The sequence below is a fragment of the Shinella sp. Sh6 genome, from assembly GCF_055392685.1.
Genome location: NZ_AP044007.1, coordinates 263,915 through 290,757 on the forward strand (window position 1 = coordinate 263,915; position 26,843 = coordinate 290,757).

General features: G+C 67.0%; 25 protein-coding genes. 6 read left to right on the plus strand and 19 right to left on the minus strand.

Annotation, left to right across the window (positions count from 1 at the left end):
• Position 1: 1 nt before the first annotated feature.
• The 13 genes from ACZ5TO_RS23435 to ehuR form a co-directional block, all read right to left on the minus strand.
• A complete protein-coding gene (locus tag ACZ5TO_RS23435) occupies positions 2 to 1,354 on the minus strand; it encodes an LLM class flavin-dependent oxidoreductase (protein ID WP_184142585.1) in 1,353 nt (450 codons plus the stop codon).
• Between the two features lie 109 nt (positions 1,355 to 1,463).
• Entirely contained in the window at positions 1,464 to 2,012 is a 549-nt protein-coding gene (locus ACZ5TO_RS23440; RefSeq protein WP_184142588.1) for a flavin reductase family protein, read from the minus strand.
• Between the two features lie 196 nt (positions 2,013 to 2,208).
• The gene (locus ACZ5TO_RS23445; RefSeq protein ID WP_464801063.1) at positions 2,209 to 3,423 is read right to left on the minus strand and encodes an MFS transporter; all 1,215 of its coding nucleotides are present in this window, start codon (positions 3,421 to 3,423) and stop codon (positions 2,209 to 2,211) included.
• Between the two features lie 152 nt (positions 3,424 to 3,575).
• Positions 3,576 to 4,583 (minus strand): N(2)-acetyl-L-2,4-diaminobutanoate deacetylase DoeB, encoded by a 1,008-nt coding sequence (gene doeB, locus ACZ5TO_RS23450; protein WP_464801064.1) that lies wholly within the window; start codon positions 4,581 to 4,583, stop codon positions 3,576 to 3,578.
• 3 nt (positions 4,584 to 4,586) lie between these two features.
• On the minus strand, positions 4,587 to 5,768 hold the full coding sequence (gene doeA / locus ACZ5TO_RS23455; RefSeq protein ID WP_184142597.1) for an ectoine hydrolase DoeA: 1,182 nt from the start codon (positions 5,766 to 5,768) through the stop codon (positions 4,587 to 4,589).
• 10 nt (positions 5,769 to 5,778) lie between these two features.
• A complete protein-coding gene (gene eutC, locus ACZ5TO_RS23460) occupies positions 5,779 to 6,771 on the minus strand; it encodes an ectoine utilization protein EutC (protein WP_464801065.1) in 993 nt (330 codons plus the stop codon).
• The gene (gene eutB / locus ACZ5TO_RS23465; protein ID WP_464801066.1) at positions 6,768 to 7,751 is read right to left on the minus strand and encodes a hydroxyectoine utilization dehydratase EutB; all 984 of its coding nucleotides are present in this window, start codon (positions 7,749 to 7,751) and stop codon (positions 6,768 to 6,770) included. The genes eutC and eutB overlap by 4 nt, the downstream gene beginning before the upstream one ends.
• A 3-nt stretch (positions 7,752 to 7,754) precedes the next feature.
• A complete protein-coding gene (eutA, locus tag ACZ5TO_RS23470; protein ID WP_464801067.1) occupies positions 7,755 to 8,522 on the minus strand; it encodes an ectoine utilization protein EutA in 768 nt (255 codons plus the stop codon).
• The gene (ehuD, locus tag ACZ5TO_RS23475) at positions 8,522 to 9,184 is read right to left on the minus strand and encodes an ectoine/hydroxyectoine ABC transporter permease subunit EhuD (protein ID WP_464801068.1); all 663 of its coding nucleotides are present in this window, start codon (positions 9,182 to 9,184) and stop codon (positions 8,522 to 8,524) included. Before ehuD ends, eutA begins: the two co-directional genes overlap by 1 nt.
• A 2-nt stretch (positions 9,185 to 9,186) precedes the next feature.
• Positions 9,187 to 9,846 carry an ectoine/hydroxyectoine ABC transporter permease subunit EhuC gene (gene ehuC / locus ACZ5TO_RS23480; RefSeq protein ID WP_184142612.1) on the minus strand — a complete coding sequence of 220 codons (660 nt, stop codon included), beginning with the start codon at positions 9,844 to 9,846 and terminating at the stop codon, positions 9,187 to 9,189.
• A 202-nt stretch (positions 9,847 to 10,048) separates the two neighbouring features.
• Positions 10,049 to 10,900 (minus strand): ectoine/hydroxyectoine ABC transporter substrate-binding protein EhuB, encoded by an 852-nt coding sequence (gene ehuB, locus ACZ5TO_RS23485; protein ID WP_464801069.1) that lies wholly within the window; start codon positions 10,898 to 10,900, stop codon positions 10,049 to 10,051.
• Positions 10,901 to 10,966: 66 nt separating this feature from the next.
• Entirely contained in the window at positions 10,967 to 11,752 is a 786-nt protein-coding gene (gene ehuA, locus ACZ5TO_RS23490; protein WP_184142618.1) for an ectoine/hydroxyectoine ABC transporter ATP-binding protein EhuA, read from the minus strand.
• A gap of 122 nt (positions 11,753 to 11,874) precedes the next feature.
• The gene (ehuR, locus tag ACZ5TO_RS23495) at positions 11,875 to 13,260 is read right to left on the minus strand and encodes a MocR-like ectoine utilization transcription factor EhuR (RefSeq protein WP_464801070.1); all 1,386 of its coding nucleotides are present in this window, start codon (positions 13,258 to 13,260) and stop codon (positions 11,875 to 11,877) included.
• A gap of 103 nt (positions 13,261 to 13,363) precedes the next feature.
• Here ehuR and ACZ5TO_RS23500 point away from each other — a divergent pair, with 103 nt between their 5' ends.
• From ACZ5TO_RS23500 to ACZ5TO_RS23510, 3 genes are all read left to right on the plus strand, one after another.
• The gene (locus tag ACZ5TO_RS23500) at positions 13,364 to 13,846 is read left to right on the plus strand and encodes an Lrp/AsnC family transcriptional regulator (protein ID WP_184142624.1); all 483 of its coding nucleotides are present in this window, start codon (positions 13,364 to 13,366) and stop codon (positions 13,844 to 13,846) included.
• 118 nt (positions 13,847 to 13,964) lie between these two features.
• Positions 13,965 to 15,461, plus strand: a complete 1,497-nt coding sequence (locus tag ACZ5TO_RS23505) for an NAD-dependent succinate-semialdehyde dehydrogenase (RefSeq protein WP_464801071.1) — start codon at positions 13,965 to 13,967, stop codon at positions 15,459 to 15,461.
• Between the two features lie 134 nt (positions 15,462 to 15,595).
• Positions 15,596 to 16,969, plus strand: a complete 1,374-nt coding sequence (locus ACZ5TO_RS23510; RefSeq protein ID WP_464801072.1) for an aminotransferase — start codon at positions 15,596 to 15,598, stop codon at positions 16,967 to 16,969.
• Here ACZ5TO_RS23510 and ACZ5TO_RS23515 read toward each other — a convergent pair.
• From ACZ5TO_RS23515 to ACZ5TO_RS23530, 4 genes are all read right to left on the minus strand, one after another.
• Positions 16,902 to 17,999: an acyltransferase family protein gene (locus ACZ5TO_RS23515; RefSeq protein WP_464801073.1), complete on the minus strand. Its 1,098-nt coding sequence runs from the start codon at positions 17,997 to 17,999 to the stop codon at positions 16,902 to 16,904. The two genes, ACZ5TO_RS23510 and ACZ5TO_RS23515, sit on opposite strands and share 68 nt — an antisense overlap.
• The gene (locus ACZ5TO_RS23520) at positions 17,996 to 19,249 is read right to left on the minus strand and encodes an O-antigen ligase family protein (protein ID WP_464801074.1); all 1,254 of its coding nucleotides are present in this window, start codon (positions 19,247 to 19,249) and stop codon (positions 17,996 to 17,998) included. Before ACZ5TO_RS23520 ends, ACZ5TO_RS23515 begins: the two co-directional genes overlap by 4 nt.
• Positions 19,250 to 19,256: 7 nt before the next feature.
• Positions 19,257 to 20,471 carry a polysaccharide biosynthesis/export family protein gene (locus ACZ5TO_RS23525; RefSeq protein ID WP_464801300.1) on the minus strand — a complete coding sequence of 405 codons (1,215 nt, stop codon included), beginning with the start codon at positions 20,469 to 20,471 and terminating at the stop codon, positions 19,257 to 19,259.
• 73 nt (positions 20,472 to 20,544) lie between these two features.
• On the minus strand, positions 20,545 to 21,222 hold the full coding sequence (locus ACZ5TO_RS23530; RefSeq protein ID WP_464801075.1) for a sugar transferase: 678 nt from the start codon (positions 21,220 to 21,222) through the stop codon (positions 20,545 to 20,547).
• A gap of 693 nt (positions 21,223 to 21,915) precedes the next feature.
• Between ACZ5TO_RS23530 and ACZ5TO_RS23535 the strand changes: the two genes are divergently transcribed.
• Positions 21,916 to 22,239 carry an exopolysaccharide production repressor protein gene (locus ACZ5TO_RS23535; protein WP_464801076.1) on the plus strand — a complete coding sequence of 108 codons (324 nt, stop codon included), beginning with the start codon at positions 21,916 to 21,918 and terminating at the stop codon, positions 22,237 to 22,239.
• Positions 22,240 to 22,329: 90 nt separating this feature from the next.
• A complete protein-coding gene (locus ACZ5TO_RS23540; RefSeq protein ID WP_464801077.1) occupies positions 22,330 to 23,322 on the plus strand; it encodes a glycosyltransferase family 2 protein in 993 nt (330 codons plus the stop codon).
• On the opposite strand, the gene ACZ5TO_RS23545 is transcribed toward ACZ5TO_RS23540, so the two are convergent.
• The gene (locus ACZ5TO_RS23545) at positions 23,313 to 24,242 is read right to left on the minus strand and encodes a polysaccharide pyruvyl transferase family protein (RefSeq protein ID WP_464801078.1); all 930 of its coding nucleotides are present in this window, start codon (positions 24,240 to 24,242) and stop codon (positions 23,313 to 23,315) included. The genes ACZ5TO_RS23540 and ACZ5TO_RS23545 overlap by 10 nt on opposite strands.
• A gap of 25 nt (positions 24,243 to 24,267) precedes the next feature.
• On the minus strand, positions 24,268 to 25,227 hold the full coding sequence (locus ACZ5TO_RS23550; RefSeq protein WP_464801079.1) for a glycosyltransferase family 2 protein: 960 nt from the start codon (positions 25,225 to 25,227) through the stop codon (positions 24,268 to 24,270).
• 123 nt (positions 25,228 to 25,350) lie between these two features.
• Here ACZ5TO_RS23550 and ACZ5TO_RS23555 point away from each other — a divergent pair, with 123 nt between their 5' ends.
• Complete coding sequence (locus ACZ5TO_RS23555) at positions 25,351 to 26,829, plus strand: lipopolysaccharide biosynthesis protein (protein ID WP_464801080.1); 1,479 nt, start codon at positions 25,351 to 25,353, stop codon at positions 26,827 to 26,829.
• Positions 26,830 to 26,843 lie beyond the last annotated feature (14 nt).

Sequence of the window (26,843 nt, forward strand, 5' to 3'; positions counted from 1 at the left end):
CTTACTCGGCGGCCTGGACGGCGGCGCGCGCGCCGGCCCAGCGGTTGACGGGGAACGGCAGGCCGAGGTTTTCCCGCAGCGTCCGGCCTTCGTACTCGGTGCGGAACAGGCCGCGGCGCTGGAGCTCGGGGATCACCAGGTCGACGAAATCGTCGAGCGCGGTCGGCAGCCACGGCGGCAGGATGTTGAAGCCGTCGGCGGCCTCGTTCTCGAACCATTCCTGCAGGGTATCGGCGATCGTCTCGGCCGTGCCGACGACGGTGAAATGGCCGCGGGCGGTGGCGACCCATTGGTAGAGCTGGCGGATCGAGAAATTGTTCTCGTCGGCGATCTGGCGGATGAGCGCCTGCCGGCTCTTCATGCCTTCCGTCGGCGGGGCCGGCGGCAGCGGCCCGTCGAGATCGTAGCCGCGAAGGTCGAGCGTGCCGCCGGTCAGGCCGTTGAGGAGGCCCACGCCGTCCGCCTCGAGGATATACGACGTCAGGCGGTCGTATTTCTCCTCAGCCTCGGCCTTCGTGCGGCCGACGAAGGGTGCGACGCCCGGCATGACGAGGATATGGTCGGGGTTGCGGCCGAGCCCCCGGGCGCGGGCCTTGATGTCGCGGTAGAATTCCTGCGCCGTCTCGATGTGCTGGTGCGCGGTGAAGATCACCTCGGCGGTGGCGGCGGCAAGCCCGCGCCCGTCATCCGACTGGCCGGCCTGCACGATCACCGGATGGCCCTGCGGCGAGCGGGGCACGTTGAGCGGTCCGCGCACCTGGAAATGCTCGCCGCGATGCTCGCTCTCGTGCAGCTTTTCCGGATCGTAGAAGACGCCGCTCTCCTTGTCGCGGATGAAGGCGTCGTCCTCGAAGCTCTCCCAGAGCTTCCTGACCACCTCGACATGCTCGGCGGCGCGGCGATAGCGGGCGGCATGGGGAAGCTGGGTCTCGAGGTTGAAGTTCTGCGCGGTCGGATCGCCCGTCGTCGTCACGACGTTCCAGCCGGCGCGCCCGCCGGAGATAAGGTCCAGCGAGGCGAATTTGCGCGCCGTGTTGTAGGGCTCCTCGTAGGTCGTGGAGGCCGTGGCGATGAAGCCGAGATTGGTGGTGAAGCCGGAAAGCGCGGCAAACAGCGTCACCGGCTCGAAGCCCGCCACGCGGGCACTGCCCCCTTCCCGCGCGCCGCCGAAGCCGATGGACAGGTTGTCCGCCAGGAAATAGGCGTCGAAGAGGCCGCGTTCGGCCGTGCGGGCGAGCTGCTTGTGGAATTCCAGACTGGTCGCGCCGTCGGCCGGCTGGTCCGGATGCCGCCACGAGGCGATGTGCTGTCCGCCACCGGGAAGGAAGGCGCCAAGCCTGATCTTGCGTGTCATGTCGTTTCCTTTCGTCTCGACAGGTCGGCCGTCGTGCGGCCGCGGGTTCTCGATCCCGCCGGCGGCGGGTGGTGCATGCGTTGAATTTCGTGCCGTGGAATGGGGCCGTTCAGCCGGTGCCGGCGACGGCGTGGTAGCGGCCGTCCTGGTAGAGCAGCGAGCGGCCGGCGCCGATGCGGATCGCCAGTACCTTGCCGATGACGAGGACGTGGCTGTGGCGCTCGATGGCTTCCTCGACGGTACAATCGATCGCGGCGACCGCATCGGCAAGCAGCGGCGCGCCGCTGACCGCCGTCGTCCATTCCGCCCCGTTGTAGCGGGCGGGGCCGCGCAGGCCCCCGCGGCCCGCGAACTGGTTGGCGAGCCCCTCGTGCTCGGCGCCGATCACGTTGATGCCGAGATGGCCGTAGCGCTCCACGACCGGCCAGGTGGACGAGGCGCGGTTGAGGGAAACGAGCATGCGCGCCGGCTCGACGGAAAATGCCGTCGCGGACGTGACGGTGGCGCCGGTGCGGGCCTCGCCCTCGCCCGCGGTGATGATGCTGACGCCGCCGCCGAGCGTGCGCAGGGCCGCCCTCAGGTGATCGGCATCGACCGGCCGCTCGGCCGCGACCGTCCGTTGTGGATTGAAATGCGTGTTCTCGATATGGGCATTCATCGTTCCCGCTCCGCTATCTCCTTGGGTCTGCATAGGGATAACAAACGAAAACGGGCGGCAGCAGGCACGCCGTTCTTTATTTGACTATTTTTATAGAAAATATGCTTTTCTCAATTCCAAGGCGTGCAACGAAGGCCTCGGAAGCACGGGGCCGGGCCGCACGAGGCTGCGGCCCGGCCGGAAGGATGCGGGCCGGCTAGGCCCCTTCGGGCCGCCGGTCCTCGATCCGGGGCAGGAACCAGGTGAGAAGCCCGGCAAGCGGCAGGAAGGAGCAGATCCGGTAGACGCTCTCGATGCCGATGCTGTCGGCAAGGCCGCCGAGTATGGCCGCGGCGATCCCCGCAAGGCCGAAATTGAGGCCGTAGAACAGCCCGCCGACGAGCCCGACACGGGTCGGCGCCAGTTCCATCGCGTAGATCAGGATGGAGGCGAAGGCGCTCGCCATGATCAGGTTGATCAGGACGGTCAGCACGCCGGTCCAGAAGAAATCCGCATAGGGCAGCAGGAGCGTCAGCGGCAGCGGGCCGAGCACGGATATCCAGATGATGCGGTAGCGACCGATCCTGTCGCCGATGATGCCGCCGATCAGCGCACCGGCGGCCGAGGCCAGCAGGAACACGAAGAGCATGACCTGCGAGGTCTGGATCGAGGCGCCGAAATGATCGATCAGGTAGAAGGTGTAGAACGAGCGGAAGCTCTCGCCATAGGCATTCTTGGAGAACATCAGCAGCGTCAGGACGATGAGGCCGAGCAGCACGGTCGACGGCGGATGCGGGCTGGCGGCCTTGGCCGGGTTCGAGGCCTTCGCCGCCGCCAGCCGCTTGCGGATGGTCGTGTGCTTGCCCGCGGTCCAGACCATCAGCAGCATGGCGAGCAGCGCGGCGGCCGCGAACCAGGAAAGGCTCGTCTGCCCGCGCGGAACGATGATGAAGGCGGCAAGCAGCGGCCCGAGCGCGCCGCCGGCCTGCCCGCCGATCTGGAACAGGCCCTGCGCCAGCCCCTGCCGGCCGCCGGAGGCGTTGCGGACCATGCGCGTCGCTTCGGGATGGAAGATCGACGAGCCGATGCCGATGCAGGCGGACGAAACGAGGATGAGGCCGTAGCTCGAGGCGAAGCCGAGCCCCAGCAGCCCGACGAGCGTGAAGACCATGCCGGCGACCGTCGAATAGGGCATCGGGTGCTGGTCGGTGACGTGGCCCACGACCGGCTGCAGCAGGGACGCCGCCACCTGGAAGGTCATGGTGATCATCCCGATCTGCACGAAGTCGAGCATGTAGGCGTCCTTGATGATCGGGTAGACCGCCGGGATCAGGGACTGGATGAGATCGTTGAGCAGATGGGTCAGGCTCAGGACGAGCAGGACGGCCATGTGCGTTTGCGGGCGAGCGGCCACGGGCAGGGTCTCATTCATCGCTCACGTCTTCTCCTTCAACTGCAATCTGCCGCCCGCCCGCATCGGGCAGGCGGCGATCCAGTTGTTTGATGTTTGCGAAGTCGCGTCAAGTAATGAAATCCGGTAAGCCGGAGGGGACGGAGCCGGCATGTGCGGCTCCGTCCGGAGCGTCATTCCACGACGGTCGCGAGCACGCCGACGCAGTCGCCGGGCTTGACGAGGCCGGGGAAATGGCGGGCGGTGAGGATGCCGTCCATCCGCGCCTTCACCTCCAGCGGCTCGGCGCCGGTACGCCCGGCGGGATAGATGCGGGCGAGGACGTCGCCGGTCCCGACCTTTTCTCCCAGATCGAACAGCGGTTCGAGAAGCCCGCCGTCCTCGGCAAAGGAGAAGCAGTTGCCGTCCGGCATGTCGAGCCAGGTGGTCCCGGCCGCCTCGACCGCGCCCTTTAAGATACCGGCTGCCTTCAGCACGTTCGTAACGCCCCGCTTGGCGATGCCGGCGCTTTTGGCCGTCGCCGTGCCGCCGCCGCCAAGCTCTGTCGTGATGAAGACCTTGCCCATCTCCTCGGCCGCCGTGTCGTACATGCCGACCGCGTCGATCTCCAGCATCTTCATCGACCAGGGCGCGCCAAAGGCGGAAACGAGGTCGAAGGCTTTGGCCTCCTGCGCCTTGTCGGGCAGGATATGCGCGGCGCAGAACGGCAGGAAGTCGAGCGTCCTGCCGCCCGAATGGAAGTCGAGCACGATGTCGGCGAGCGGCAGCAGTTCGCGCTGGAAATAGTCGGCAATCTTCTGCGTCACCGTGCCGTCCGGCGCGCCGGGGAAGCTGCGGTTCATGTTGCCCTTGTCGATGGGCGAGGTGCGCGTGCCGGCAAGGAAGGCTGGATAGTTCATCGCCGGGACGATGATGACGCGGCCGGTCACGTCCTCGGCCTTCAGCGTGCGGGCGAGGTCGAAGAGCGCGATCGGCCCTTCGTATTCGTCGCCGTGGTTGCCGCCGGTCAGCAGCGCCGTCGGCCCCTCGCCGTTCTTCACGACCGTGAGCGGGATCATCACCGAGCCCCAGGCGGAATCGTCCCGGCTGTAGGGCAGGCGCAGGAAGCCGTGCTGCACCCCCTCGGCCGAAAAATCGACCGTGGGGCTGATCGGCGAGGGACGCAGGGGACGATCCAGCATGACTCAGTCCTTCACCAGCAGCTTGCGCGGCACGTCGGCAAGGCATTCGACGCCGGTTTCGGTGATGAGGATGCTTTCCGTCGTCTCGAAGCCCATGTCCTCGAGCCAGAGGCCCGTCATGAAGTGGAAGGTCATGCCCGGCTTCAACTCGGTCTTGTCGCCGGGGCGCAGGCTCATGGTGCGCTCGCCCCAGTCCGGCGGATAGGAAAGGCCGATCGGATAGCCCGTGCGGTTGTCCTTGACGATGCCGTATTTCTTGAGGACCGCGAAGAAGGCGTTGGCAATGTCCTCGCAGGTATTGCCGGGCTTGGCCACCGCAAGGCCCGCCTCCATGCCTTCCAGCGTCGCCTTTTCCGCGTCGAGGAAGGCCTGCGTCGGCTTGCCGAGGAAGACGGTGCGCGAGAGCGGCAGGTGGTAACGGTTGTAGCAGCCGGCGATCTCGAAGAACGTTCCCTCGCCCGACTTCATCGGCCGGTCGTCCCAGGTGAGGTGCGGCGCGGAGGCCTCGACGCCCGAGGGCAGCAGCGGCACGATGGCGGGGTAATCGCCGCCGATGCCGTCCGTGCCGCGGATGCCGGCATCGTAGATCTCGGCGACGAGGTCGCATTTGCGCATGCCGACCTCGATCCTGTCGAAGATGCGCTGGTGCATCTTCTCCACGATGCGCGCGGCATTGCGCATGTACTTGATTTCCGTCTCGCTTTTCACCGCCCGCTGCCAGTTGACGAGCGCGGTGGCATCGACGAAGCGGGCATTCGGCAGGTGCTTTTGCAGCGAGGCGAAGGCGGCGGCGGAGAACCAGTAATTGTCCATCTCGACGCCGATCACCAGCTTGTCGAGGCCGCGCTCGGCGAGCTTGGCGGACAGATAGTCCATCGGGTGGCGCTCGGTGGACTGAACGTAATTGTCCGGATAGCCGATGATGTTCTCGTGGCTGAGGTAGGCCGTGAACTTCGCGCCGTTGGCATCCTGCCCGCGACCGTACCAGATCGGCTCGCCCGTCGGCGGCACGACAACGCACTGGTGCACGTAGAAGGACCAGCCGTCGTAGCCCGTCAGCCAGTTCATGTTCGACGGGTCGCTGGCGATCAGCACGTCGATGCCCTTGGCCTCCATGGCCTTCCGCGTCTTTTCAAGGCGCGCGTCGTACTCCGCTCTGGAGAACTTCAGGTTCGCTTGTTTCATGGCTGTTTCCTCAGCTTTCGAATGTCGTTCCGGCCTGCGCCGCCGCCGCGCGGGCGGCCGCGAGCGTGGCGATGGCCGTGTCCTGGATGCCCGTGCCGGTCAGGTCCGCCACGGTGATCTCGTCGGGGCCGCTGCGGCCCGCCTTGCGCCCGGCGACGATCCCGCCGAGCTCGGGGAAGACCGCGCCTTCCGTCACCAGGCCGGCTTCGATGGCATGGTGCAGTTCGCCGAGCCGGCGCGTCTGCTTCAAACTGTCGGCGACATAGAGGCCGGCGCCCGTGATGACGGCGGGCTCGATCTCGTTCTTGTGCTCGGCATCCGAGCCCATGGCCGTGACGTGCTGGCCGGGCTGGAGCCATTCGGCCCGGAGCACCGGCACCTCGGAGGGCGTGGTGGTGACGACGACGTCGGCCCCGTCGACCGCCGCCCGGCCGTCCGCCTCGGCGCGGACGGGAAAGCCGAGCTTCACCGTCAGCTCCGCCGCCGTCGCCTCGGCCTTCACGACGTCGCGCGCCCAGATGCGCGCCTCGCGGATCGGCCGGACGAGACTGAGCGCTTCAAGCTGCAATTTCGCCTGCATGCCTGCGCCGAAGATGGCCGCGACCGAGGCATCCGGCCGGGAAAGATGCCGCGCCGCCACCGCGCCGGCGGCCGCCGTGCGCACGTCGGTGAGATAGCCGTTGTCGAGCAGCACGGCCTGCACGAGGCCGGTCTTCGTCGAGAACAGCACCATCAGGCCGTTGGTGCTCGGCAGGCCGAGCTTCGGATTGTCGAAGAAGCCGGGGCTGATCTTGATGGCGAAGCCGTCGAGGCCCGGCACATAGGCCGTCTTGACGTCCACCTCGCCGCGATGCTCGGGAATGTCGAGCCGGAGGATCGGCGGCATGGCGACGGCCTTCGTGGCGAGCGCATGGAAGGCCTCCTCCACGCAGGCGATGGCTTCGAGGTCGAGCGGCACGATGCGCCGGAGATCCGCCTCGGTGAGGATCTTCATCTTCGTCATGCCGTTTCCCCGCCGTTGGCGACCCGAAGGTGCTGGCCCATGTCCACGTTACGGCCGGAAAGGATGACGGCGACCGGCCCGTCCAGCCGGCCGAGCCGGCCCGAAAGCAGCGCCGCGATGCCGACCGCCCCCGCGCCTTCGACCACCTCGCGCTCCTCGCGATAGGCATGGCGCATGCCGGCGGCGATCTCGGCTTCGGAAAGCAGGATCACGTCGTCGAGCAGCGCATGGCACATCTGGAAGGTCACCTCATTGGCAAGGCCGATGCCGCCGCCGAGCGAATCGGCAAGGCTTTCAACCTCCTCGACCTCGACCGGATGACCGGCATCAAGGCTCGCCTTCATCGCCGCCCCGCGCTCCATGGTGAGGCCGATCACGCGCGTCCTCGGCGAACGTCCCTTGACCGCCGCGGCGACGCCCGCCGCGAGCCCCCCGCCGGAGAGCGGCACGAGCACGGTCGCCACGTCCGGCATGGCCGCGACGATCTCCAGCCCGAGCGTGCCCTGCCCCGCGACGACGGCGGGGTGATCGAAGGGCGGCACCATGACGAGGCCGTCTTCCGCGACCAGCCGGTCCACCTCGACCTGCGCCTCGTCCTGCGAGCGGCCGACGATGCGGACATTCGCGCCGAGCCGGCGGATTTCCGACACCTTGTTCTCCGGCACGAGCCGCGACATGCAGATCGTCGCGATCGCCCCTTCCGCCTTGGCGGCATGGGCGAGCGCGCGGCCGTGATTGCCCGTCGAGGCCGCGACGACGCCGCGTGCCCGCGCCTCCGGCGAAAGCGAAAGCACCGCGTTCGTCGCGCCGCGCAGCTTGAAGCTGCCCGTCGTCTGGTGATGCTCCAGCTTGAGGCCGACCGGCACGCCACAGCGCTCGGTGAGTGCGGCGGACATGGCGAAAGGCGTTTCGAGGACGCGGCCTTCAATACGGCGCGCCGCCTGTTCGATCTCCGCCAGCGTCACGGGAAGGTTCGCCATGGCTTACATATCCGGATAGGCGAGCGTCATCAGCCGCCCGCGCTCCGGCCGCGGCGTGTCGTCGCCGCAAAGGCGCAGGCACGCCCAGGCGGTGGCGAGGTTGCTGGTGACGACCGGCTTGCCGATGGCCGCCTCGATCTGCGCCGCGACGCCCGCCGCCCGCACCGCGGTGCAGGAGATGAAGAGCGCATCGCTGTCGGGCGCCGTCGCCTCCTTCGCGAAGGCGACGATCTCGTCCGGCGAGATGCGCGCCATTTCACGGTCGTCGGTGAGGCCGAGGCAGGTGAAGCGGGCGATGTCGAAGCCGAGCCCCTCGAAATAGTCGGCCATCGACCGGCTGGTTTCAAGCGTATAGGGCGTGAGGACGGAGATGCGCTTCGCGCCGAAGGCCCTGAGGCCGGACACGGCGGCGGCGGTCGGCGTAACGACGGCCGCCGTGGGCTTGGCCGCCTTCACCGCCGTCTCGATCTCCGCATCGCCGATAACGACGGAGGCGGAGGTGCAGGAATACATCACCACGTCGAGCGGCTCGTCCGGCAGGATGAGCGCGGCGCCCGCCGTCAGCGAGGGCTGCATGGCGCGCAGGTTCTCCGGCGTCACCGGATTGGCGTAGGGGATGCGGGTCGCATAGACGCCGATCCGCTCGCCCGCCACCATGCGCTGGAAATCCACTTCGCTCGTGTGGTCGGTCGCAAGGATGATGAGGCCGACGCGCTTTTCGAGCGGGCGGTCGTCGAGCCTCGGCGCGCGGGAGGCAAGTGTCAGGTCCATCAGCGTTCCTCCAGGCGGGAATAGCGTTCTTCCAGCCAGCGCAGGAAAACGACGGAGATAAGGCTCATGATGAGGAAGAACACACCCACCAGCGTCATCGGCTCGATATAGCGGTAGCTGCTGTTGGCGACGCTCTTCGCCTGGTTCATCAGCTCCAGCACGGTGATGGCCGAGAGCAGCGGCGTTTCCTTGAACATGGCGATGAGATAGTTGGCGAGCGCCGGGATCATCGGCGGGATCGCCTGCGGCAGGATGACGTGGATCCAGGTCTGCCGGCCGGTGAGGTTCGTTGCCTTGGCCGCCTCCCACTGTCCGCGCGGCACATTCTCGATGCCGGCGCGGTAGACCTCCGCCGCATAGGTGCCGTAGTGGAGGCCAAGGCCGATGACCCCGGCCGTCAGCGCCGGCAGGCGGATGCCGATATCCGGCAGCACGTAGAAGATGAAATAGAGCTGCACGAGCAGCGGCGTGCCGCGGATGAACTCGACGACGAAGCTCGTCGCCCTCGCGACCGGCTTGGGCGCCGTCATGCGCAGGATGGCGAAGACAAGGCCGATGACGGCGGCGACGACCGATCCGAGCGCGGTGGCGAGGATGGTGATCTTCAGGCCCTCGAGGAGGGTCGGCATGATCTGCCAGACGAAATTCCAGTCCCATTCCATCGTCAGGTCCTCACGCCGTCGAGCCCGCGGGTCATGCGCCGCTCCAGCCAGCGCATGGCGTAGGAGATGGCGAGCGCCATCAGGAAGTAGAGAACGAGGATCGTCGCGAAGGGGATCAGCGTGCTACCGGTCTGCGCGCGCACCACCTGGGCCTGGAAGGTCATGTCGGTGAGCGAGATCAGCGAGACGACGGCCGTGCCCTTCAAAAGCTCGATCGCATTGTTGCAGAAGGTGGGCAGCATCAAGGGAAGCGCCTGCGGCAGGATGACGTAGCGCATCGCCTGTCCGCGCGTCAGGTTGAGCGCGATGCAGGCCTCGCGCTGCTCGCGGCCGATGGCCTTCACCGCGCCGCGCACCACCTCGGCCCCATAGGCCCCGACATTGAGCCCCAGCGCCAGCACGCCCGCCTGCAGCGGCGACAGCGTGACCCCGGCAAAGGGCAGCACGAAATAGACCCAGAAGAGCTGGACGAAGATCGAGGTACCGCGGAAGAACTCGATATACGTCGTGGCGAGCGCCCTCACCGCCATGAAACGGCTGACCCGCCCGAGCCCGGCGAGGAACGCCATGACCACGGCGAGCGCCGAGCCCATGACGGTCAGCTCCACCGTCACCAGCGCGCCTTGCAGGATCAGACCTATGTAGCCGGACCAGTCGGTCATGGTGTGTTCCAAGTTAGCGTCAACGGACAAAGCCCCTCATCCGCCTGCCGGCACCTTCTCCCCGTAAACGGGGCGAAGGACGAACAGGCATGGACTTCCCGACGATCGAACCCGATGGAAGGAAGCCCGGGCCACCAGCCCCTTCTCCCCGTTTACGGGGAGAAGGTCGCGGCAGCGGGATGAGGGGCCGAGCCTCCCCCTATCACTTCGCCGCGCAGAGCTTTTCGCGCGTCGTCGACATAGCCGCGGCGGCGGAGAAGCCGTAGGGCTCGATGATCTTGGCGAACTCGCCGCTTTCCTTCAGCTTGGCAAGCTCCACGTCGAAGGCGTCGCGCAGCGCCTCGTCGCCCTTCTTGAAGGCCGCGCCGTCGCAATAGACCGGTGCACCCTCGACCGGGGCCACGACCTCGATGCCCGGGTCGTTCGCCTTGGAGACGAGGTCGTTGATGGAGAGGACCGGCAGCGAATAGACGTCGATGCGGCCGTCCTGCAGCATCTTCAGGCCGCTCTGGCCGTCCGGCACGACGATGACGCGGTCACGCGGCACACCGGCTTCCAGCGCCAGCTTCTCTTCCGTGCCGCCGCCCGGCGCGCCGATCTTGGCATCCGGATTGTCGGCGATATCCTTGTAGCTCTTGAGGCCGAGCGGATTGCCTTTCTTCAGCGCGAAGGCCTCGGCATCGCACAGGATCGGCTCGGAATAGGCGACAGCCGCGCAGCGCTCCGGCTTCATGAAGAGGCCGGCGGTGATGACGTCGTGGCGGCCGGCCTGAAGGCCCGGGATCATCGCGCCGTATTCCGAGATCGAGGCGACGATGTCGGCGACGCCGAGCCGCTTGAAGACCTCGCGCGCCACGTCGGGCGCCGCGCCCGAGACCTTGCCGTCGGCGGCGACGGCGGTGAAGGGCGGCTCGTTGGCGATGGCGACGCGGGCAAAGCCCTGCGCCTTCAACTCCTCCAGCTTGCTGTCGTCGGCAGCGGCCGGCATGACCGAAACGCTTGCCGCCAGCGCGGCGACACCGGCGGCCATGGTCAAAAACTTCCTGATCGTCATGGTTGCGAACTCCTCTGGCTGTCCTTGGTTGTTGCTTGGGGCCTTGTTTCCGGCGACGGATGTCGCTCAGACGCGGTGCCCTGCCGCGATGATCTTGCGCAGGAAGGCCTGCGTGCGTTCCTGCCTGGGATTGCGGAAAATCTCGTCCGGCTTGCCCTCCTCGACGATCTTGCCGCGGTCGAAGAAGAGGATCCGGTCGGCGAAGTCGTGGGCAAAACCCATCTCGTGGGTGACGAGCAGCATGGTCATGTCGGTCTCGGCGGCAAGCTTGCGCATGACGTTCAGCACCTCCTCGACCAGCTCCGGGTCGAGCGCCGAGGTGACCTCGTCGAAGAGCATGATCTTCGGCGAGAGCGCGAGGGCACGGGCGATGGCGACGCGCTGCTTCTGTCCGCCGGACAGCTGGGCCGGCATGCTCTTCGCCTTGTCGGCAAGGCCCACCATGTCGAGAAGCTCCATCGCCCGCTTCTCCGCCGCCGCCCGCGCCACGCCCTTCGTCAGCATCGGCGCGAGGGTGACGTTGTCGAGCACGCATTTGTGCGGGAAGAGGTTGAAGTGCTGGAAGACCATGCCGATCTTCTCGCGCATCCGGTGCAGGTGCCGGTCGTCGGCGGCCACGAGGCTGCCGTTCTTCGGCATGTGGTAGAGCTGGTCGCCGTCGACCTCGATATGGCCGTCGCTGATCGTCTCCAGCGTCATGAGGATGCGCAGGATCGTCGTCTTGCCGGAGCCGGACGGGCCGATGAGGGCGAGCTTCTCGCCGGGCAGCACCTCCATCGACAGACCGTCGAGCACGGTCAGCGGACCGTAGCGCTTCACGATGTTGTCGATGCGGATGATGGGTGCGGCCATGCATGTCTCTCCCTGCTGAGACAAGTGATGGCCTAACGATGCGCGGCGATCAAAATCATGTCAATCCGAATAATAATATCATGACAATTATTCTTCGGGCGCCCGTTTGATGGGCAATTCCGTCAGATCGCGAGCAGCAGCGCCTCCGGGCTTCCGCTGGCGAGCGAAGCGAGGATGCCGAGCCCCGTGCGCAGGTCCTGCTCGCTGGTCGAGCCGAGCGAGATGCGCACGGCAGGGTGCCAGCTCTCGCCGCAGGTGCGGAAGGACGAGCCCGGCGCGATGGCGACGCCGCGAAGGCGCGCCTGCGAGACGAACCCCTCTTCGCTGTGCCCTTCCGGCAGCGGCAGCCAGACATGCAGGCTCTGCGGATGAGCGTTGTAGGGCAGGCCCGCGAAGGCCTCTTCCGCGATGGCGTGGCGCACCGCGAGCGCCCGGCGCTGCCAGTTGACCAGTTCCAGCGCCGTGCCGTCGCCGACCCAGCGCGTGGCGATCTCCGCGATGGAGGGCGTCGCCATCCAGTTGGAGACGAGGTGGCGGTTGGCGACGGCCGCGACATAGCGGTCGGGCGCGGCGAGATAGCCGATGCGCAGCCCCGGCACCGTGATCTTGGTGAAGCCGGTGACGTAGAGCGTGCGTTCCGGCGCGAAGGCGGCGAGCGGCGGCGTGCCGCCCTCGACGAGGGGGCCGAGGATATCGTTCTCGACGATCGCGATATCGTGGCGCCGCGCGACCTCGGCAAGCGCCTGCCGACGCGCCGCGCTCATCAGCGTCGCGGTCGGGTTGATCACCGAGGGCTGGAGGAAGACGGCGCGGATGACGCCCTTGCGGCAGGCCTCGTCCAGCGCCTCGGGGATCATGCCGTCACGGTCGATCGGCAGGCCCTCCAGATGTAGCCCGAGATAGCTGGACAGCGGCACCAGCGTGTGGTGGCTGATCGCCTCCGCCGCGATGGTCGCGCCGGGCGGGGCGACGCTCATCAGCGCGGTGGTGATGCCGGACGTCGCGCCGTTGGTGAGGTTGATGTTGAGCGGCGAGATGTCGAGCCCACAGCGCGCCAGCCACTCGGCGGCGACCTTGCGGTGGCGCGGGAAGACCATGTTCGGCCGGAAGGAGAGCGCCGAGCTCGACGGCAGGTTCTCCGCAAGCCAGCCGAAGGCCTCGCGCATGCGCTCCAGGTGGATCTGCTCGCAGACGGGTTTCAGGATCGAAAGGTCCACCAGCTCGCCGAGGCGTTCGGGCAGGTAGGGCGGCTCCGGCTCCTTCGGCCGCGTCTGCACGAAGGAACCGCGGCCGATCTCGCCGGAAATCAGCCCGCGGCGGATCAGCTCGTCATAGGCGCGGCTGACGGTCTGGACGGAGAGCTTCAGATCGTCGGCGAGCTTGCGATGGGTCGGAAGGCGGGCGCCGTTCGCCAGCAAGCCTTCCTGGATGGCGCGGGCGATCTGCTCGGCAAGGGAGAGGTAGGCCGGCCGGCGCAATTGGGATATATCTGGTCGCCAACTTGTCATGATTTCAACACTGCGCAAATTCAGTTCAATTGACAACGCCAAAATGGCTTTCCATTGTCTTTTTCCCTGCTTTGACATGATCCCCGCCCGGAGGGCGACCCGCATGAAACTCGACGCCATCGACCTGCGCATCCTGGAAGCGATCCAGGAGAACGGACGCATCACCAAGCTGGCGCTGGCGGAGCGGGCCGGCCTTTCGCCCACCCCCTGCTGGCTGCGCCTGCGCAAGCTGGAAAAGGCGGGCATCGTCACCGGCTATCATGCGCGGGTCGCGGTGCGGCGCCTCGCCCCGGTCGCAAGCGTCCTGATGGAAGTGACGCTCGCCAATCACCGCCAGGCCGATTTCGACCGTTTCGAGCGCGCCGTGGCGGCAACGCCGGAGATCGTCGCCTGCTGGTCCGTCGGCGGCGGCGTCGACTACATCCTGAAGATCATGGCGGCCGATATCGACGCCTACCAGCGCCTCGTCGACGGCCTGCTCGACCGCGACCTCGGCATCGACCGCTACTTCACCTACATCGTCACCAAGACGGTGAAGGAGGAGACTGTGCTGCCGCTTCCGACGCTGCTGCCCTCTTCCGAATAGAGAGATTGTCTACGGCGCCCCGCACCTTTGGCCAAAGTCTCTGCGGCCGGCCCCGCCAATAGACAATCTGACGCCCGCCCCTCTGGCAGACTCCGTCCGACAGCCAGAGGAGGCCGCCATGACCGCCGTATTTGCCAGAACCGTCTTCCACGAAGCCCTTGCCCGGCTCGGCGATCCCCATCTGCTGCGCGAGCTCGCCTATGTCGGCGGCCGCTGGGTGGCGGGGCGCGGCGGCAGCAGCTTCCCGGTGACGGACCCCGCCTCCGCCGCCACGCTCGCCCATGTCGCGGCCCTCGACGGCGACCAGACGGCGCAAGCCGTCGATGCGGCCGCAGAGGCCTTTCCCGCCTGGCGGGACAGGCTGCCGCAGGAGCGCACCGCGATCCTGTGCAAATGGCACGCCCTCATGCTGGAGGCGCGCGAGGACCTCGCGCTGCTGATGACGCTGGAACAGGGCAAGCCGCTGGCGGAATCCCGCGGCGAGATCGACTACGCCGCCTCGTTCATCGAGTGGTACGCGGAGGAAGGAAAGCGCCTCAATGCCGAGAGCGTCACCAGCCACCTGCCCGGCGCGGAGATGATCGTGCGGCGCGAGGCGCTCGGCGTCGTCGGCATCGTCACACCGTGGAACTTCCCCTCCGCCATGATCACCCGCAAGGCGGCCGCCGCGCTCGCCGCCGGCTGCACCGTCGTCGCCCATCCTTCGAGCGAGACGCCGCTCTCGGCCCTCGCCCTTGCCGAACTCGGTGAGCGCGCGGGGCTTCCGGCCGGCGTCTTCAATGTGGTGACGGGGGATGCGGCCACCATCGTCGGCCGCATGAATGCCGATCCGCGCGTTCGGGCGATGAGCTTCACCGGCTCGACGGAGATCGGCCGGCGGATCGCCGCCGAGAGCGCCCCGACCATGAAGCGCCTCGTCATGGAGCTCGGCGGCCACGCGCCGCTGATCGTCTTTGCCGATGCCGACATCGACAGGGCCGCCGACATCGCGGTCAACGCCAAGTTCGCCACCTCCGGCCAGGATTGCCTTGCCGCCAACCGCATCTATGTCGAGCGCCCGGCGCTTGCCGCCTTCACCAGGGCCTTCGAGGCGCGTATCGCGGCGCTGAAGGTCGGCCCCGGCCTGGAGCCGGGCAGCGAGATCGGCCCGCTGATGCACGAGCGTGCCATCGCCAAGGTGGAGGAGCAGGTGGCCGACGCGCTGAAACGCGGCGCGAAGCTGCTGGCCGGCGGCAAACGCCACAAGACCGGCCCGCTGTTCTACGAGCCGACGCTGCTGGTGGATGTGCCGGACGATGCGCTGATCATGCGCGAGGAAACCTTCGGCCCCGTCGCCGCCGTCACCGCCTTCGACGGCGAGGCAGAGGTGATCGCCCGGGCCAACGACACCGAATACGGCCTCGTCGCCTATGTCGTCACGGAGAACGGCGCACGGCAGATGCGCCTTTCCCGCGCGCTGGAATACGGCATGGTGGCGATCAACCGGGTGAAGATCACCGGCGGCCCCATCCCCTTCGGCGGCTGGAAACAATCCGGTCTCGGCCGCGAGGGCTCGCGCCACGGCATGGAGGCCTTCACCGAACTCAAGTATCTCTGCATCGACACCGCTGCCTGACTCTCCCACGTCATCCTCGGGCTTGACCCGAGGATCCACAACCCGGGTGCCGCATGGATCCTCGGGTCAAGCCCGAGGATGACGGAGGTAAAGGGTGTACGGCTTGAAATAAACCGACCTCGAAAGGAAAGACCATGGCCGACAGACGCAACGAACTCACCGCCTGGGACCGCGACCACTTCTTCCATCCCTCCACCCATATGGGCATGCACGCCCGCGGCGAGACGCCGACCCGCGTCATCGGCGGCGGCGAGGGCGTCTACATCACCGACACGAACGGCAAGACGAGCCTCGACGCCTTTGCCGGCCTCTATTGCGTGAACGTCGGCTATGGCCGCCAGAAGATTGCCGACGCCATTGCAAGCCAGGCGAAGAACCTCGCCTACTACCACGCCTATGTCGGCCACGGCACGGAAGCCTCGATCACCCTTTCCAAGATGATCATCGACCGCGCGCCGGACGGCATGAGCCGCGTCTATTTCGGCCTTTCGGGCTCGGATGCCAACGAGACGAACATCAAGCTCATCTGGTACTACAACAACATCCTCGGCCGGCCCGAGAAGAAGAAGATCATCTCGCGCTGGCGCGGCTATCACGGCTCGGGCGTCATGACCGGCTCGCTGACCGGCCTTCACCTCTTCCACAACGCCTTCGACCTGCCGCGCGCGCCGATCCTGCACACGGAAGCGCCCTACTTCTTCCGCCGGCCGGACCGCGCGATGGACGAGGAGCAGTTCTCGCAACATTGCGCCGACAAGCTGGAGGAGATGATCCTCGCCGAAGGCCCGGAGACGGTCGCCGCCTTCATCGGCGAGCCGATCCTCGGTACCGGCGGCATCGTGCCGCCGCCGAAGGGCTACTGGGAGAAGATCCAGGCCGTGCTCGACAAGTACGACATCCTGCTCGTCGCCGACGAGGTCGTGACCGGCTTCGGGCGCCTCGGCACCATGTTCGGCTCCGACCATTACGGCATGAAGCCGGCGCTCATCACCATCGCCAAGGGCCTCACCTCGGCTTACGCGCCGCTGTCCGGCACCATCGTCTCCGACAAGGTCTGGGACGTGCTGGTGAAGGGTTCGGACGAGCTTGGCGCCATCGGCCACGGCTGGACCTATTCGGCCCATCCGATCTGCGCGGCGGCGGGCGTCGCCAATCTCGAACTCATCGACGAACTCGGCCTCGTCGAGAACGCCGGCTCCACCGGCGCCTATTTCCGGGACGGGCTGGCAAAGGCCGTCGGCGACCACAGGCATGTCGGCGAAGTGCGCGGCGACGGACTGATGGCCGCCATCGAATTCGTCGAGGACAGGGACGACCGCGCCTTCTTCGATCCGGCCCGCAAGGTCGGCCCGCAAGTCGCCGCCGCCCTTGCCGAGCGCGGCGTCATCGGCCGCGCCATGCCGCAGGGCGATATCCTCGGCTTCGCCCCGCCGCTCTGCCTCACGAAAGAGGAGGCCGATATCGTGGTAAAGGCCACGGCCGACGCCGTGAAGTCGGTTCTCGGCTGACCGGGATCGAAACAGCCGGGGCGGCCGCCGCGCCGCCCCGGCCACGCCGCAAGAGGGGACGTTCGAGCAGGGAGTAGCCCGCGATCCCCACGGCGATACCGGCGCCGACCGACAGGGCGAATGTCACGCCCTCCGGCAAGCCGAGCATCGGGCCCACCCTTGCGGCAAGGGAGACCGCGAAGGTGTGCCAGAGATAGATGGAGTAGGACGCGCTGCCGAGGAGGGCCGGAACCGAAAGGCGCGGAACGCCGCCCCGCCTTTCCAGCGCCGCGGTGCCATAGACCAGCGCACAGGCGAGCGGCCCGCAGGTCCATTCATCGAAAGGCAGCCTGAGGATGCCGATGGCCGCGAAGCCCAGAAGGCCGACGGCGACCAGCCCGAGCGCCAGCGGGCGACCCGGAACGTAGCCGGCAAGCCAGAGCCGGGCGATCCCCATGCCGGCAACGAATTCCAGGATGATCGGCCGCGTATAGGTGACGATGAGCGGAGCGTCGCTCTTCACCACAAGGCCGATGGCGACCAACAGGCAGAAGACCGCGGCCATGACGGCGAAGCGAATGCGCGGCCGCAGCATCAGGCAGGCGGCGAAGACCAGGTAGAAGAACATCTCGTAGTTCAGCGTCCAGCCCTGCACGAGCACGGGCCAGAGCTGGCCGCTGCTCGGCGAGCGCGCCGGCACGAAAAAGAGCGAGGCGGCGACGTGGCCGGCCGTCAGCACGAGATTGGGGAAGAGGCCGGCAAGCCCGCCCGCCACCATCACGCCCGTCGCGAGCCAGTAGACCGGCACGATACGGCGGATGCGCTCGGCAAGGAAGCAGCCGGGCGAGACGGGACGCCGCTCGACGATCACCCACATGATGAAGCCGCTGATGACGAAGAAGACGTCGACACCGGCCGCGCCGATGGCGAAGGCATGGCCGGTGCGCTCGGCGGCATGGAAGACGACGACGGCAAGCGCGGCGAACGCACGCAGGTACTGGATACCGTAGAGCGTTTCCCGGCTCTCCGCCGGCGGGCTGTGCGCCGTCATGCGAGCGCCGCCCGATAGGAAAGAGGCTGGCGGGCCGGGCTCCTGCGCCCGTCGGCCAGCTTGCCGGCGGCGAAATAGAGCAGGAAAGAGCCGACGTGATAGGGATTGAGGATGTCGATCTCCACGAAGGTACGCACCGTCAGCAGCGCGGCGACGGTGAAGAGCACCAGCGCCTCCCCGTCCCGCGCCGCCGAGAGCAGCCGGCCGAGATGGCCGCCGAGGGTGACGAGGAGCACCATGGTCAGGAGCAGGCAGCCGACAAGCCCGGTCTCGACGGTGGTGGCGATGAAGGTATTGTGGAAATGGAAGCCGCTGCGCGTGCCGATGAAGAAATCCGCCCAGAGCCGCTCCGCATCGGCGAAACCCTGCACCCAGAACGCCTGGTAGCCGATGCCGACGAAGGGCGCCCTGCCCGCCGCCTCGATGCCCTGCTGCCAGAGATAGGTGCGCCCGGTCAGCGTCGCGTCCTTGCCGAAGGCGGCAAGGAGCATCTGGTAGCCGCCGCCATAGGCGGCCGCGAGGATCGCCAGAACGCCAAGCACGCTAAGCGACAGGAACAGCATCTTGCGATGGCGCGGCGCGAGGCGCTCGAGCGCCCGCAGCGAAAGGCAGAGGCCGGCGATCACGACGGTGGTCAGCACCGAAGTCGCCGACTGCGAGGCCTTGAGGCAATAGAGCGCGACGAGGATGCAGCCGACGGCGAGAAGCTTCCAGACCCCGCGCTCGACACCGAGGAAGAGCGCGGCAAAGGCGAAGAGCACGGCGAGCGAGGCATAGAAGCCGAGCTGGTTCTTCGAGGCGAAGGCGCCGACGAAGCTGTAGGTGCCGTCGAGCGGATCGAGATGATAGACGCCGAAGGCGAGCGAATAGGCGAGCACCAGCCCCGTGCCGATCAGCCCGCCGCGCACGAGCATGCGCGTATCGGCAACGCGCATGGCGATCAGCGCGCAGATGACGTGGGAGAGATATTGCACGCCGGCACGCGCCGTCGTGCCCGGGGCCTGCGACCAGAAGACGGAAAGGCAGGCAAAGAGCGCGAAGGCGAAGATCCACGCATAGCGCGCGTAATTGCCGAGCACCCGCTTGTAATCGAGGGCGACGAGCGGCAGCCACAGCGCGTAATAGAAAAGGATCGAGACCTGGCCGAAGCGGAAGGAATAGGCGAAGACGAAGAAGGAGAGCGCCAGGGCGAACGCGGCATAGGCCTCGTTGCCGACGGGTCCGATCAGGCGCGCCTTCGCGATCCGCATGGCCGCCTCACTGCGTCGCGAGGCTGAGATCCACCTTGACGACATCGCCCGGCAGGATGGGCGTCGTCTCGGTGGCGCGGATCTGCTCGGCCTTTCCCTTCACCGTGCGCAGGATCGAATAGCCGATATTGGCGGCGGAGGCGCCGCCCTTCAGCGTCACGGCATCGGCCGACTGCAGCATGGCCTCGGACATGAGGTCCCGGCTCGTGCCGAGCTTGAGGGTGAGCGTATCCAGCTCCTGCTCGGTATTCTGCATTTCCTGGGCGAGCTGCGCATCCCAGTCGTTCTGGAGATTGGTTTCGTCCTGCGAGGCCTTGTTGATATCCTGCTTGGCCTTCAGCGAGGCCGTGTCGATATCGAGGAGCGCGGCCTGCAGGTCCGCCGCGCGCTGTTCCAGCGCGAGGCGCCGGGAGCTGATGGCAAGGCCCTTCTCGGCAAGCGAATCCACCTTCGTCAGGTCGCCCTGCACCAGTTCGAGCTGGCGCGTCTGGGTCTCGGATTTCTTGCCGAGCGCATCGATCTCGTTGGTGAGCAGCGACTTGAGGTCGGCCAGCGCCGTCAATTGCAGGCGCAGGCGCTTTTCGCGCGAGGCCATCAGCGCCTTCTCGCTTTCGAGGATGGCGCGCGCCTCGTCCGAATCGCCGAGCTCCTTCGGCATGACGATATCCTTCGCCGCACCCATCTCGGCGGCGATGCGGGCGCGGCGGATCAGGAGGCGGTTGCGCTCGGCAAGCTGCACGGCGGCCTCGCCCTCCGAGCGCAGGAAATCACGGGCGAAGCGCTGGCCGGGATCGGCCCGCTTGAGCCCGCCGCCAAGGCTGACGGCCTTGAGGACGGTGAGGCCCGGCGCATAGGGATAGGCGCCCGGCGTCTGCACCTCGCCGGCAAGGTAGACGGGCCGGTATTCGGCGATCTCCACCGAGGCCGAGGGCAGGTCCTTGAGGCCGAACAGGACTTGCATCTTCCTGCCGATCTCCGCGGCAAGCTCGGCGGTCGTGCGCCCATCCGCCGGCAGCGTGCCGATGAACGGCAGGGAAAGCGCGCCGTCCGCGCCGATGCTGTAGTCGCCGCTGACGGCGCTCCAGTCCCGGATGGCGCCCTCCGCCGTCTGCCATTCGGCAACGCGGATGCGCAGCTTGTCCATCACGCCCAGCCGGTACTCCTCCGCGAAGGCGGCAGCCGGGGCGGCAAGCGCGAGGGCAAGGCACAGCCCGCCGAGCATTCTCACGGGAAAGGCGGTCGCGGCGGAAGCCGCGTTCGGGAACGTCTTCATGAAAACCTGTCCTTCTTTCGGATCAGTAGCTGCCGCGCGACAGGCAGACGGCCGGAATGGTGCGGGCGACGATGACGAGATCGGAGGCCAGCGACCAGTTGCGGACATAGTGCGTATCGAAGGCGACGCGCGTCTCGTAGGACACGTCGTTGCGCCCGCTGACCTGCCAGAGCCCGGTGAGGCCGGGACGGGTCTGCAGGTAATAGACGGCGGCGGCCTCGTAGAGCTCCAGCTCGTCCTCCACCACCGGGCGCGGGCCGACGAGGCTCATCTCGCCGCGGATGATGTTGACGAGCTGCGGCAGCTCATCGAGGCTGAGCTTGCGCAGCACGGCGCCGACGACCGTGACGCGCGGATCGTACTGCAACTTTCGCGTGTTTCGCCATTCCTCGTAGGCGGCCGGGTTCTGCTCCAGATACTCCTGGAGGAGGGCATCGCCATTTTCCGCCATGGTGCGGAACTTGAGGCAACGGAAGGTCGATCCGTTGTAGCCGATGCGGCGGTGGCCATAGAAAATGCTGCCGCCGTCGGAATATTTCACGAGTGCCATGACCAGCACGAAGATCGGGCTGAGCAGGACGAGGGCGGCGAGTGCCACCAGAATGTCAAAGCTCCGTTTCGATATCCCCCCTACCGGCGGAGCACCGGCTGCTGGCGAACTGAAAAGCGGCGAACTGGCCGATCGGGTCGCGGACTTCATAGAGATGGCTCCATTGGATTTGCGATTTGGTCGGGTCCTTGGGACGCGTTCGAACATCCAACGGGGAGTGTATGGTCACAGTTTGTTTTTTGAAGCGCGGGCCGGGGATAAAGATTCCCATCGGTGAATTTGAGAAGATTTTAATGTCCTAAATTTCGATTCCTCCTCTCTCTCCTTCAGTATATTTTCGACCAGATGCAAATAACCTCCCACAATACGCCCGTATCAATACGGAATCCGCCCCCGAAATCACGTCTTTTGACATAGTGCCATGGCGAAACTATACGTGATTTTACATCGCCCGCAGAACGTTCCTACCTGTTTTCCGTCCGAAAGACGTTCGATGGAAGGACAATTTCGCAACGCAATATCATTTTGCAGCGCAAAATTTTCGGAGCGGCGATTCTCGGATTGTAACAAAAGTTGATCGCGCCACGCTTCCCGCGCAACCCCTCGGGTGCAGCCCGGAATGGCGTTTCGCGTCATCGGAGTGGCTTTCCTGCGAACCCTCCCCAACCGTGTCGGAATCGGGGCAAAAACGGGGGCGGGCGATTCCGATTAACCGAAGCACAACACAAACCGGCGAGAATCAGGAACCCGTCCCGCTTGCGACTGGTTAATACCAGTGATTGCACGGATGGCGGCGGCATCCTATAGTCCTCGGGAGCCTCAGAGGAGAAGGCAGTTCCACCGATGAAACGCACGCAGGAAACCAGATGGCGGGAAAGCCCGGCTTACGGGCCGCGTTTCTTCCTGAGCATGGTTTTCGCGCTGGCGGCATTCGCGGTCGTCACCTACCTCTCCAGCGGCTCGCTCGCCACGACCGCGATCCAGACCCTCATCTGCGCCGTTCTCATCCAGATCGGCTATTTCGTTGCGGTGCTCTTCCTCGTCCGGCGGACCGCCAGGGCCCGCAAGGCCGATTTCGAGGGCGGCGCGCGCGGTGCATCGGGCCTCGACAAGACCAAGACGCAGGTCCCCGTCTCGATGAACAAGCCCGGCCACTCGCAATCCTGACCCGAGGGGCCGTTTTTGTGCCCCTTTCCCCTTTCATGCTGCATTGCAGCGCGGCCCGCCGCGCCTTTAACGCGTGAAAAGGGGGTTGCCGTGACCCGAAACGAGACGGTCTGCGTCATCATTGCCGCGAAGAATGCGGAAGAAACCATCGGCCGCGCCGTGCGCTCGGCACTGGCCGAGCCGGAGGTGGCGGAAGTCGTGGTCGTGGACGACGGTTCGGACGACCGCACCATGGCGGCGGCCGGCGCTGCCGACGACGGAAGCGGGCGGCTCGACATCGTCCGCTTCCCGGCCAATCGCGGGCCGTCGGCCGCGCGCAACCATGCGATCAGCCATTCCCGCGCGCCGCTGATCGCCATTCTCGATGCGGACGATTTCTTCTTCCCCGGCCGCTTCCAGCCCATGCTCGCCTGCCGGGACTGGGACTTCATCGCCGACAATATCGCCTTCATGGAGCGCGCCGAGCCCGCCCGCCTGCCGGCGGACTTCGCCCCCAATCCGTGCCCGCTCGACCTCGAAGCCTTCGTTCTCGGCAATATCTCCCGCCGCGGCGCGGCGCGCGGCGAGCTCGGCTTCCTCAAGCCCGTCATGCGCCGCTCGTTCCTTGCCGCCCACGGCCTTGCCTATCGCGAGGACATGCGGCTCGGCGAGGACTACGACCTCTATGTCCGGGCACTGATGGCGGGCGCGCGCTACACGCTCATCGAAAGCTGCGGCTACGGCGCGGTGGTCCGCGCCGATTCGCTGAGCGGCCGGCACCGCACGAAGGACCTCGAAGCGCTGCTTGGAGCGGAACGTGCGATCCTCTCGGCGGGGAATGTGCCTTCCGGCGCGGCGGACGCGATGCGCCGGCACCATCGGCAGATCGGCCGGCGGCATGCCCTGCGCGCTTTCCTCGACCGCAAGCGTGCGGACGGCATGGGCGGGGTGCTCGCCTATGCGCTGGAAAACCCCGCCGCCATGCCGGCCATTGCCAGCGGCATCGTGCGCGACAAGCTGGCAGCGGCGCAGCGGCGCGTAAAGCCGCCGCAACCCGCCCCGAAGGGCGGGCTGCGCTACCTCCTGCCCATCGATCAGAAATAGGCGCGGCGAACGCCTTCCAGCACCGCATGGAAGCGCGCCTTGCGCTCGCGAAGGCGCGTATCGCTGCTGAGTTGCGGCTCGGCCCGGGCCGCCTGCCACAGCGCCAGCGTCGATGGCACCGCAAGGGCATGCTTGGCCGCATGGCGCAGGCCCGACCGGGGCGGCGCCTCGGCGACGGCGACCGCATTCCCCTCCGCCACCGCGGGCGCCGCCCCCTCGTAGTCGACGCCCCAGAAGCGGGCGCCCTTGACGATCGCCTCGGCCCTCGTGGAGATGGGGATGCGCCGGGGCCGGTGCTCGACACCGAGCGTTGCGGCCCAGTCCCGCCATTTGAAGCTGTTGATGTTGGCGGAGGTCGAGACCGCCACCCACGGCACGCGGAAGGCGTCGGCGAGGATGGCGCCGTGCATGGATTCGGCGACGATCAGCTCGGATTGCGCGATCTTGCGGATCACCGCCTTCGCCTCGCCGCGCGGATCGATATAGTCGAGGCCCGCCGCCTTGCAGACGGTCGGCCAGAGCCCCGCCACCGCCGATTCCCAATGGGGAACGAAGGCGCGCTTGTAGCGCTTCGGCCGATCCGTAAAGTCAGGCATGTCGGCGACCATCACCGCCGGATCGACGATGCCGAGCTCCTCGCGCACGCCCACCTTTTCGGCCGTGAGCGGCCCCCGCACGCAGCGGATGTCCCAGAGATCCCTGTCGCGCATATCCGGCGGGCTGCCGTAGCCGAAGCCGCTGCCGAGCACCAGCTTGCGGCCCTCCTTCGGCAGGAGGGCGCTGTTCAGCACCGTGCCGACGCCGACGAGAAGCACGTCCGGATGCACCTCGCGGAACCCCGGCAGCAGGAAATCCCAGAGCCAGAGATTGAGGTCGTCACCGAAATTGCCGTGCTGCGATTCCCAGTAATAGGGCTTCATGTCCTCTCCTTGGAAAAAGGTTGGCTCAGCGGGAAAGTTTTCCCACGGCAAGGGCGAAGGCGCTTGTGAAGAGGCGCGGATCGCGGATCGCCCAGCGGGCGAGCATGTCGAATTGCGGCAGCTTGCGATGTTTCACGCGCCGGGCCTGGCTCCACAGCGCCTGACGCCGCGCCGTCTGCTTGTAGGAGCGCAGCGAGGCGATCTCGGCCGGCCGCTCGGCAAAGCGCTGCTCCAGCCGGTCGAGCGCCACCCAGGTGTTGAACTGCTGGCGCAGGAACTGCGGCGAATCGTTGTCGACGCCGTGGAAGATGTTGAGCCCCTCGCCGCGCACGGCGCCGGCGGCCGCGCTCAGCACCACCCGCCGGGCGGCGAGCACGCAGTCGCAGAAGAAGAGCACGTCTTCCGCCGCAAGCCGCAGCGCCGCGTCGAAGCGCACGCGCTCGAACAGCGGCCGGCCGATCACCATCGCGGAGAGGTGGAGGAAGCTCCAGTTCTTCAGCATGACCTGCGTGAGGCCGGGAATCTCGATCAGCGGCGGATCGTCGGAAAGCCGGACGACGGCCTCGCTCGCCGCAAGGTCCGCGACGCCGAAATGATAGTAGAATTCATCGCCGCCGGTGATCGAGGCGAAGTAGCAATCGGCGTTAAAACGCGTCATCGCCGCCTCCGCCGCGGCAAGGTGGCCCGGCGTCCAGGTGTCGTCCGAATCGAGGAAGGCGACAAGCTCGGTCTGCGCGGAGACATGGTCGAGCCCGGCATTGCGGGCACCGCCGGGGCCGGCATTTTCCTGGCGCACGACGCGCACGCGCGCCTGCTGCGCCTCGCAAAAGTCAATCAGGTCGCCATCGGCCGGATACGGGGATTCGTCGTCGACGACAATGACGTCGAAGTCCTTGAAACTCTGGGCAAAAACCGACGTGAGCGCACGCCTGAGGATACCCGGCTCCTTCTGGTAGAAGGGGATGATTACTGTCAGCTTCGCCATCTTTTCGTCCCTGTGGTTTCTCTAGAAAGAGGTTCGTCTGGTCTCCTCCCACCGGGGCGCGGCCGTTTCCGGCGCAGGCTTGTCGTCGTCGTCAAAGCTCCTTTTGCGAAACAGGAATCCGCCATGTCCCAGCCCGTGAATGCAAGATCGGTTACCCGGAACGTCGGCTGGAGCGTCCTATCCAAGACAAGCACATTCGGGCTTAAGTTTGTCACCGTGCCCATTCTCGCCCGGCTCCTGACGCCGGAAGAGTTCGGCGCGGTGGCCGTCGCGCTCGCCGTCGTGCAGTTCCTCGCCATGATCGGCGGGGCGGGCCTGGCCTCCGCCCTCATCCTCGAGCCGAAGGAGGATGCCGAGACGATCCACTCGGTCTTCTGGGCCAATCTCGCCCTCGCCTTCTCGATGGCGGCGGGGCTTTACGTCTTCGCCGAGCCGCTTGCCGGCTGGTTCGGTGCATCGGACGCCGCATACCTTCTGCGTCTCATGTGCCTGCTCATTCCGCTCCAGCTTGCCGGCGACGTCGCCTATGCGCTCGTCGCCCGGCGCATGCAGTTCAGCCGGGATGCGCTGTGGAGCATGATCTCCGAATCGATCGCGGCGATCGCCGCCGTGATCCTCGCGCTCGTAGGCTTCGGGGTCTGGGCGCTGGTCGCGCAGCTTTTCGTGGCCGGGGCGATCCGGCTTGTCGGCCTCTTCTTCGTCTCGCGCTACCTGCCGCGCCTCCATTTCCGCCTGGAGGGCGTCGTGCGTCTTGCGCGCTTCAGCCTCGGGCTGATGGGCTCGGAGGTCGCCAACTTCGTCACCTTCCAGTCGCCCATGGTGGTGATCTCACGCTTCCTCGGCCTTGCCGATGCCGGCGCCTACTCCGCCGCCAACCGCTTTTCCAGCATCCCGAACCAAGTGGTGCTCTCCGGCGTGATGGGCGTGCTCTTTCCCGCCTTCAGCACGATGATGCATGACCGGGAGCGCCGCTCGCAGGCGCTGATGCTGAGCACGCAGGTGACGACCCTCATGCTCGCGCCGATGATGTTCGGCCTATGGGCGCTCGCGAAACCCTCCATGCTGCTGCTGTTCGGCCCGCAATGGGCTGCGGCCTGGCCGGTGCTCGGCCTGCTCGCCCTTTCCAAGGGCCTCCTGACGCCCTGCAGCACCTTCATCCCCTACCTCAAGGGCTCGGGCCACGGCGGGGCGCTGTTCTGGTGGGCCGTCGGCCGCGCCGCCGCCACCACCGCCGCCGTCGCCTGGGGCGCCCACAACGGCACGCTCATCGAAGCCATGGTCGCGCTCTGCCTCGTCAACGCCGTCGTGCTCGTCGGCTATTCCTGGGTGGTGTTCCGGGCGGACGGCACGCCGTTCCTCTCCGGCTTCTACCGCTCGATCCGCCCCATGCTGACGGCCGCCCTGATGGCGTTCGTGGTGCGCCTTGCGCTCGACCACTACCTCGCCCAGCACGTCCACCCGGTCCTGCAGGTCGGCATCGGCATCGCGCTCGGCGGCCTCCTCTACGCGATCCTCGTCCTTCTCACCGAGGGTCCGCTGTTGAGGAAGCTCCTCGAACTCGTCCGCCGGCCGAGGACCGCCGCCGTCGCCAGCCTGCCTTGAGCCCGCCCCAATTC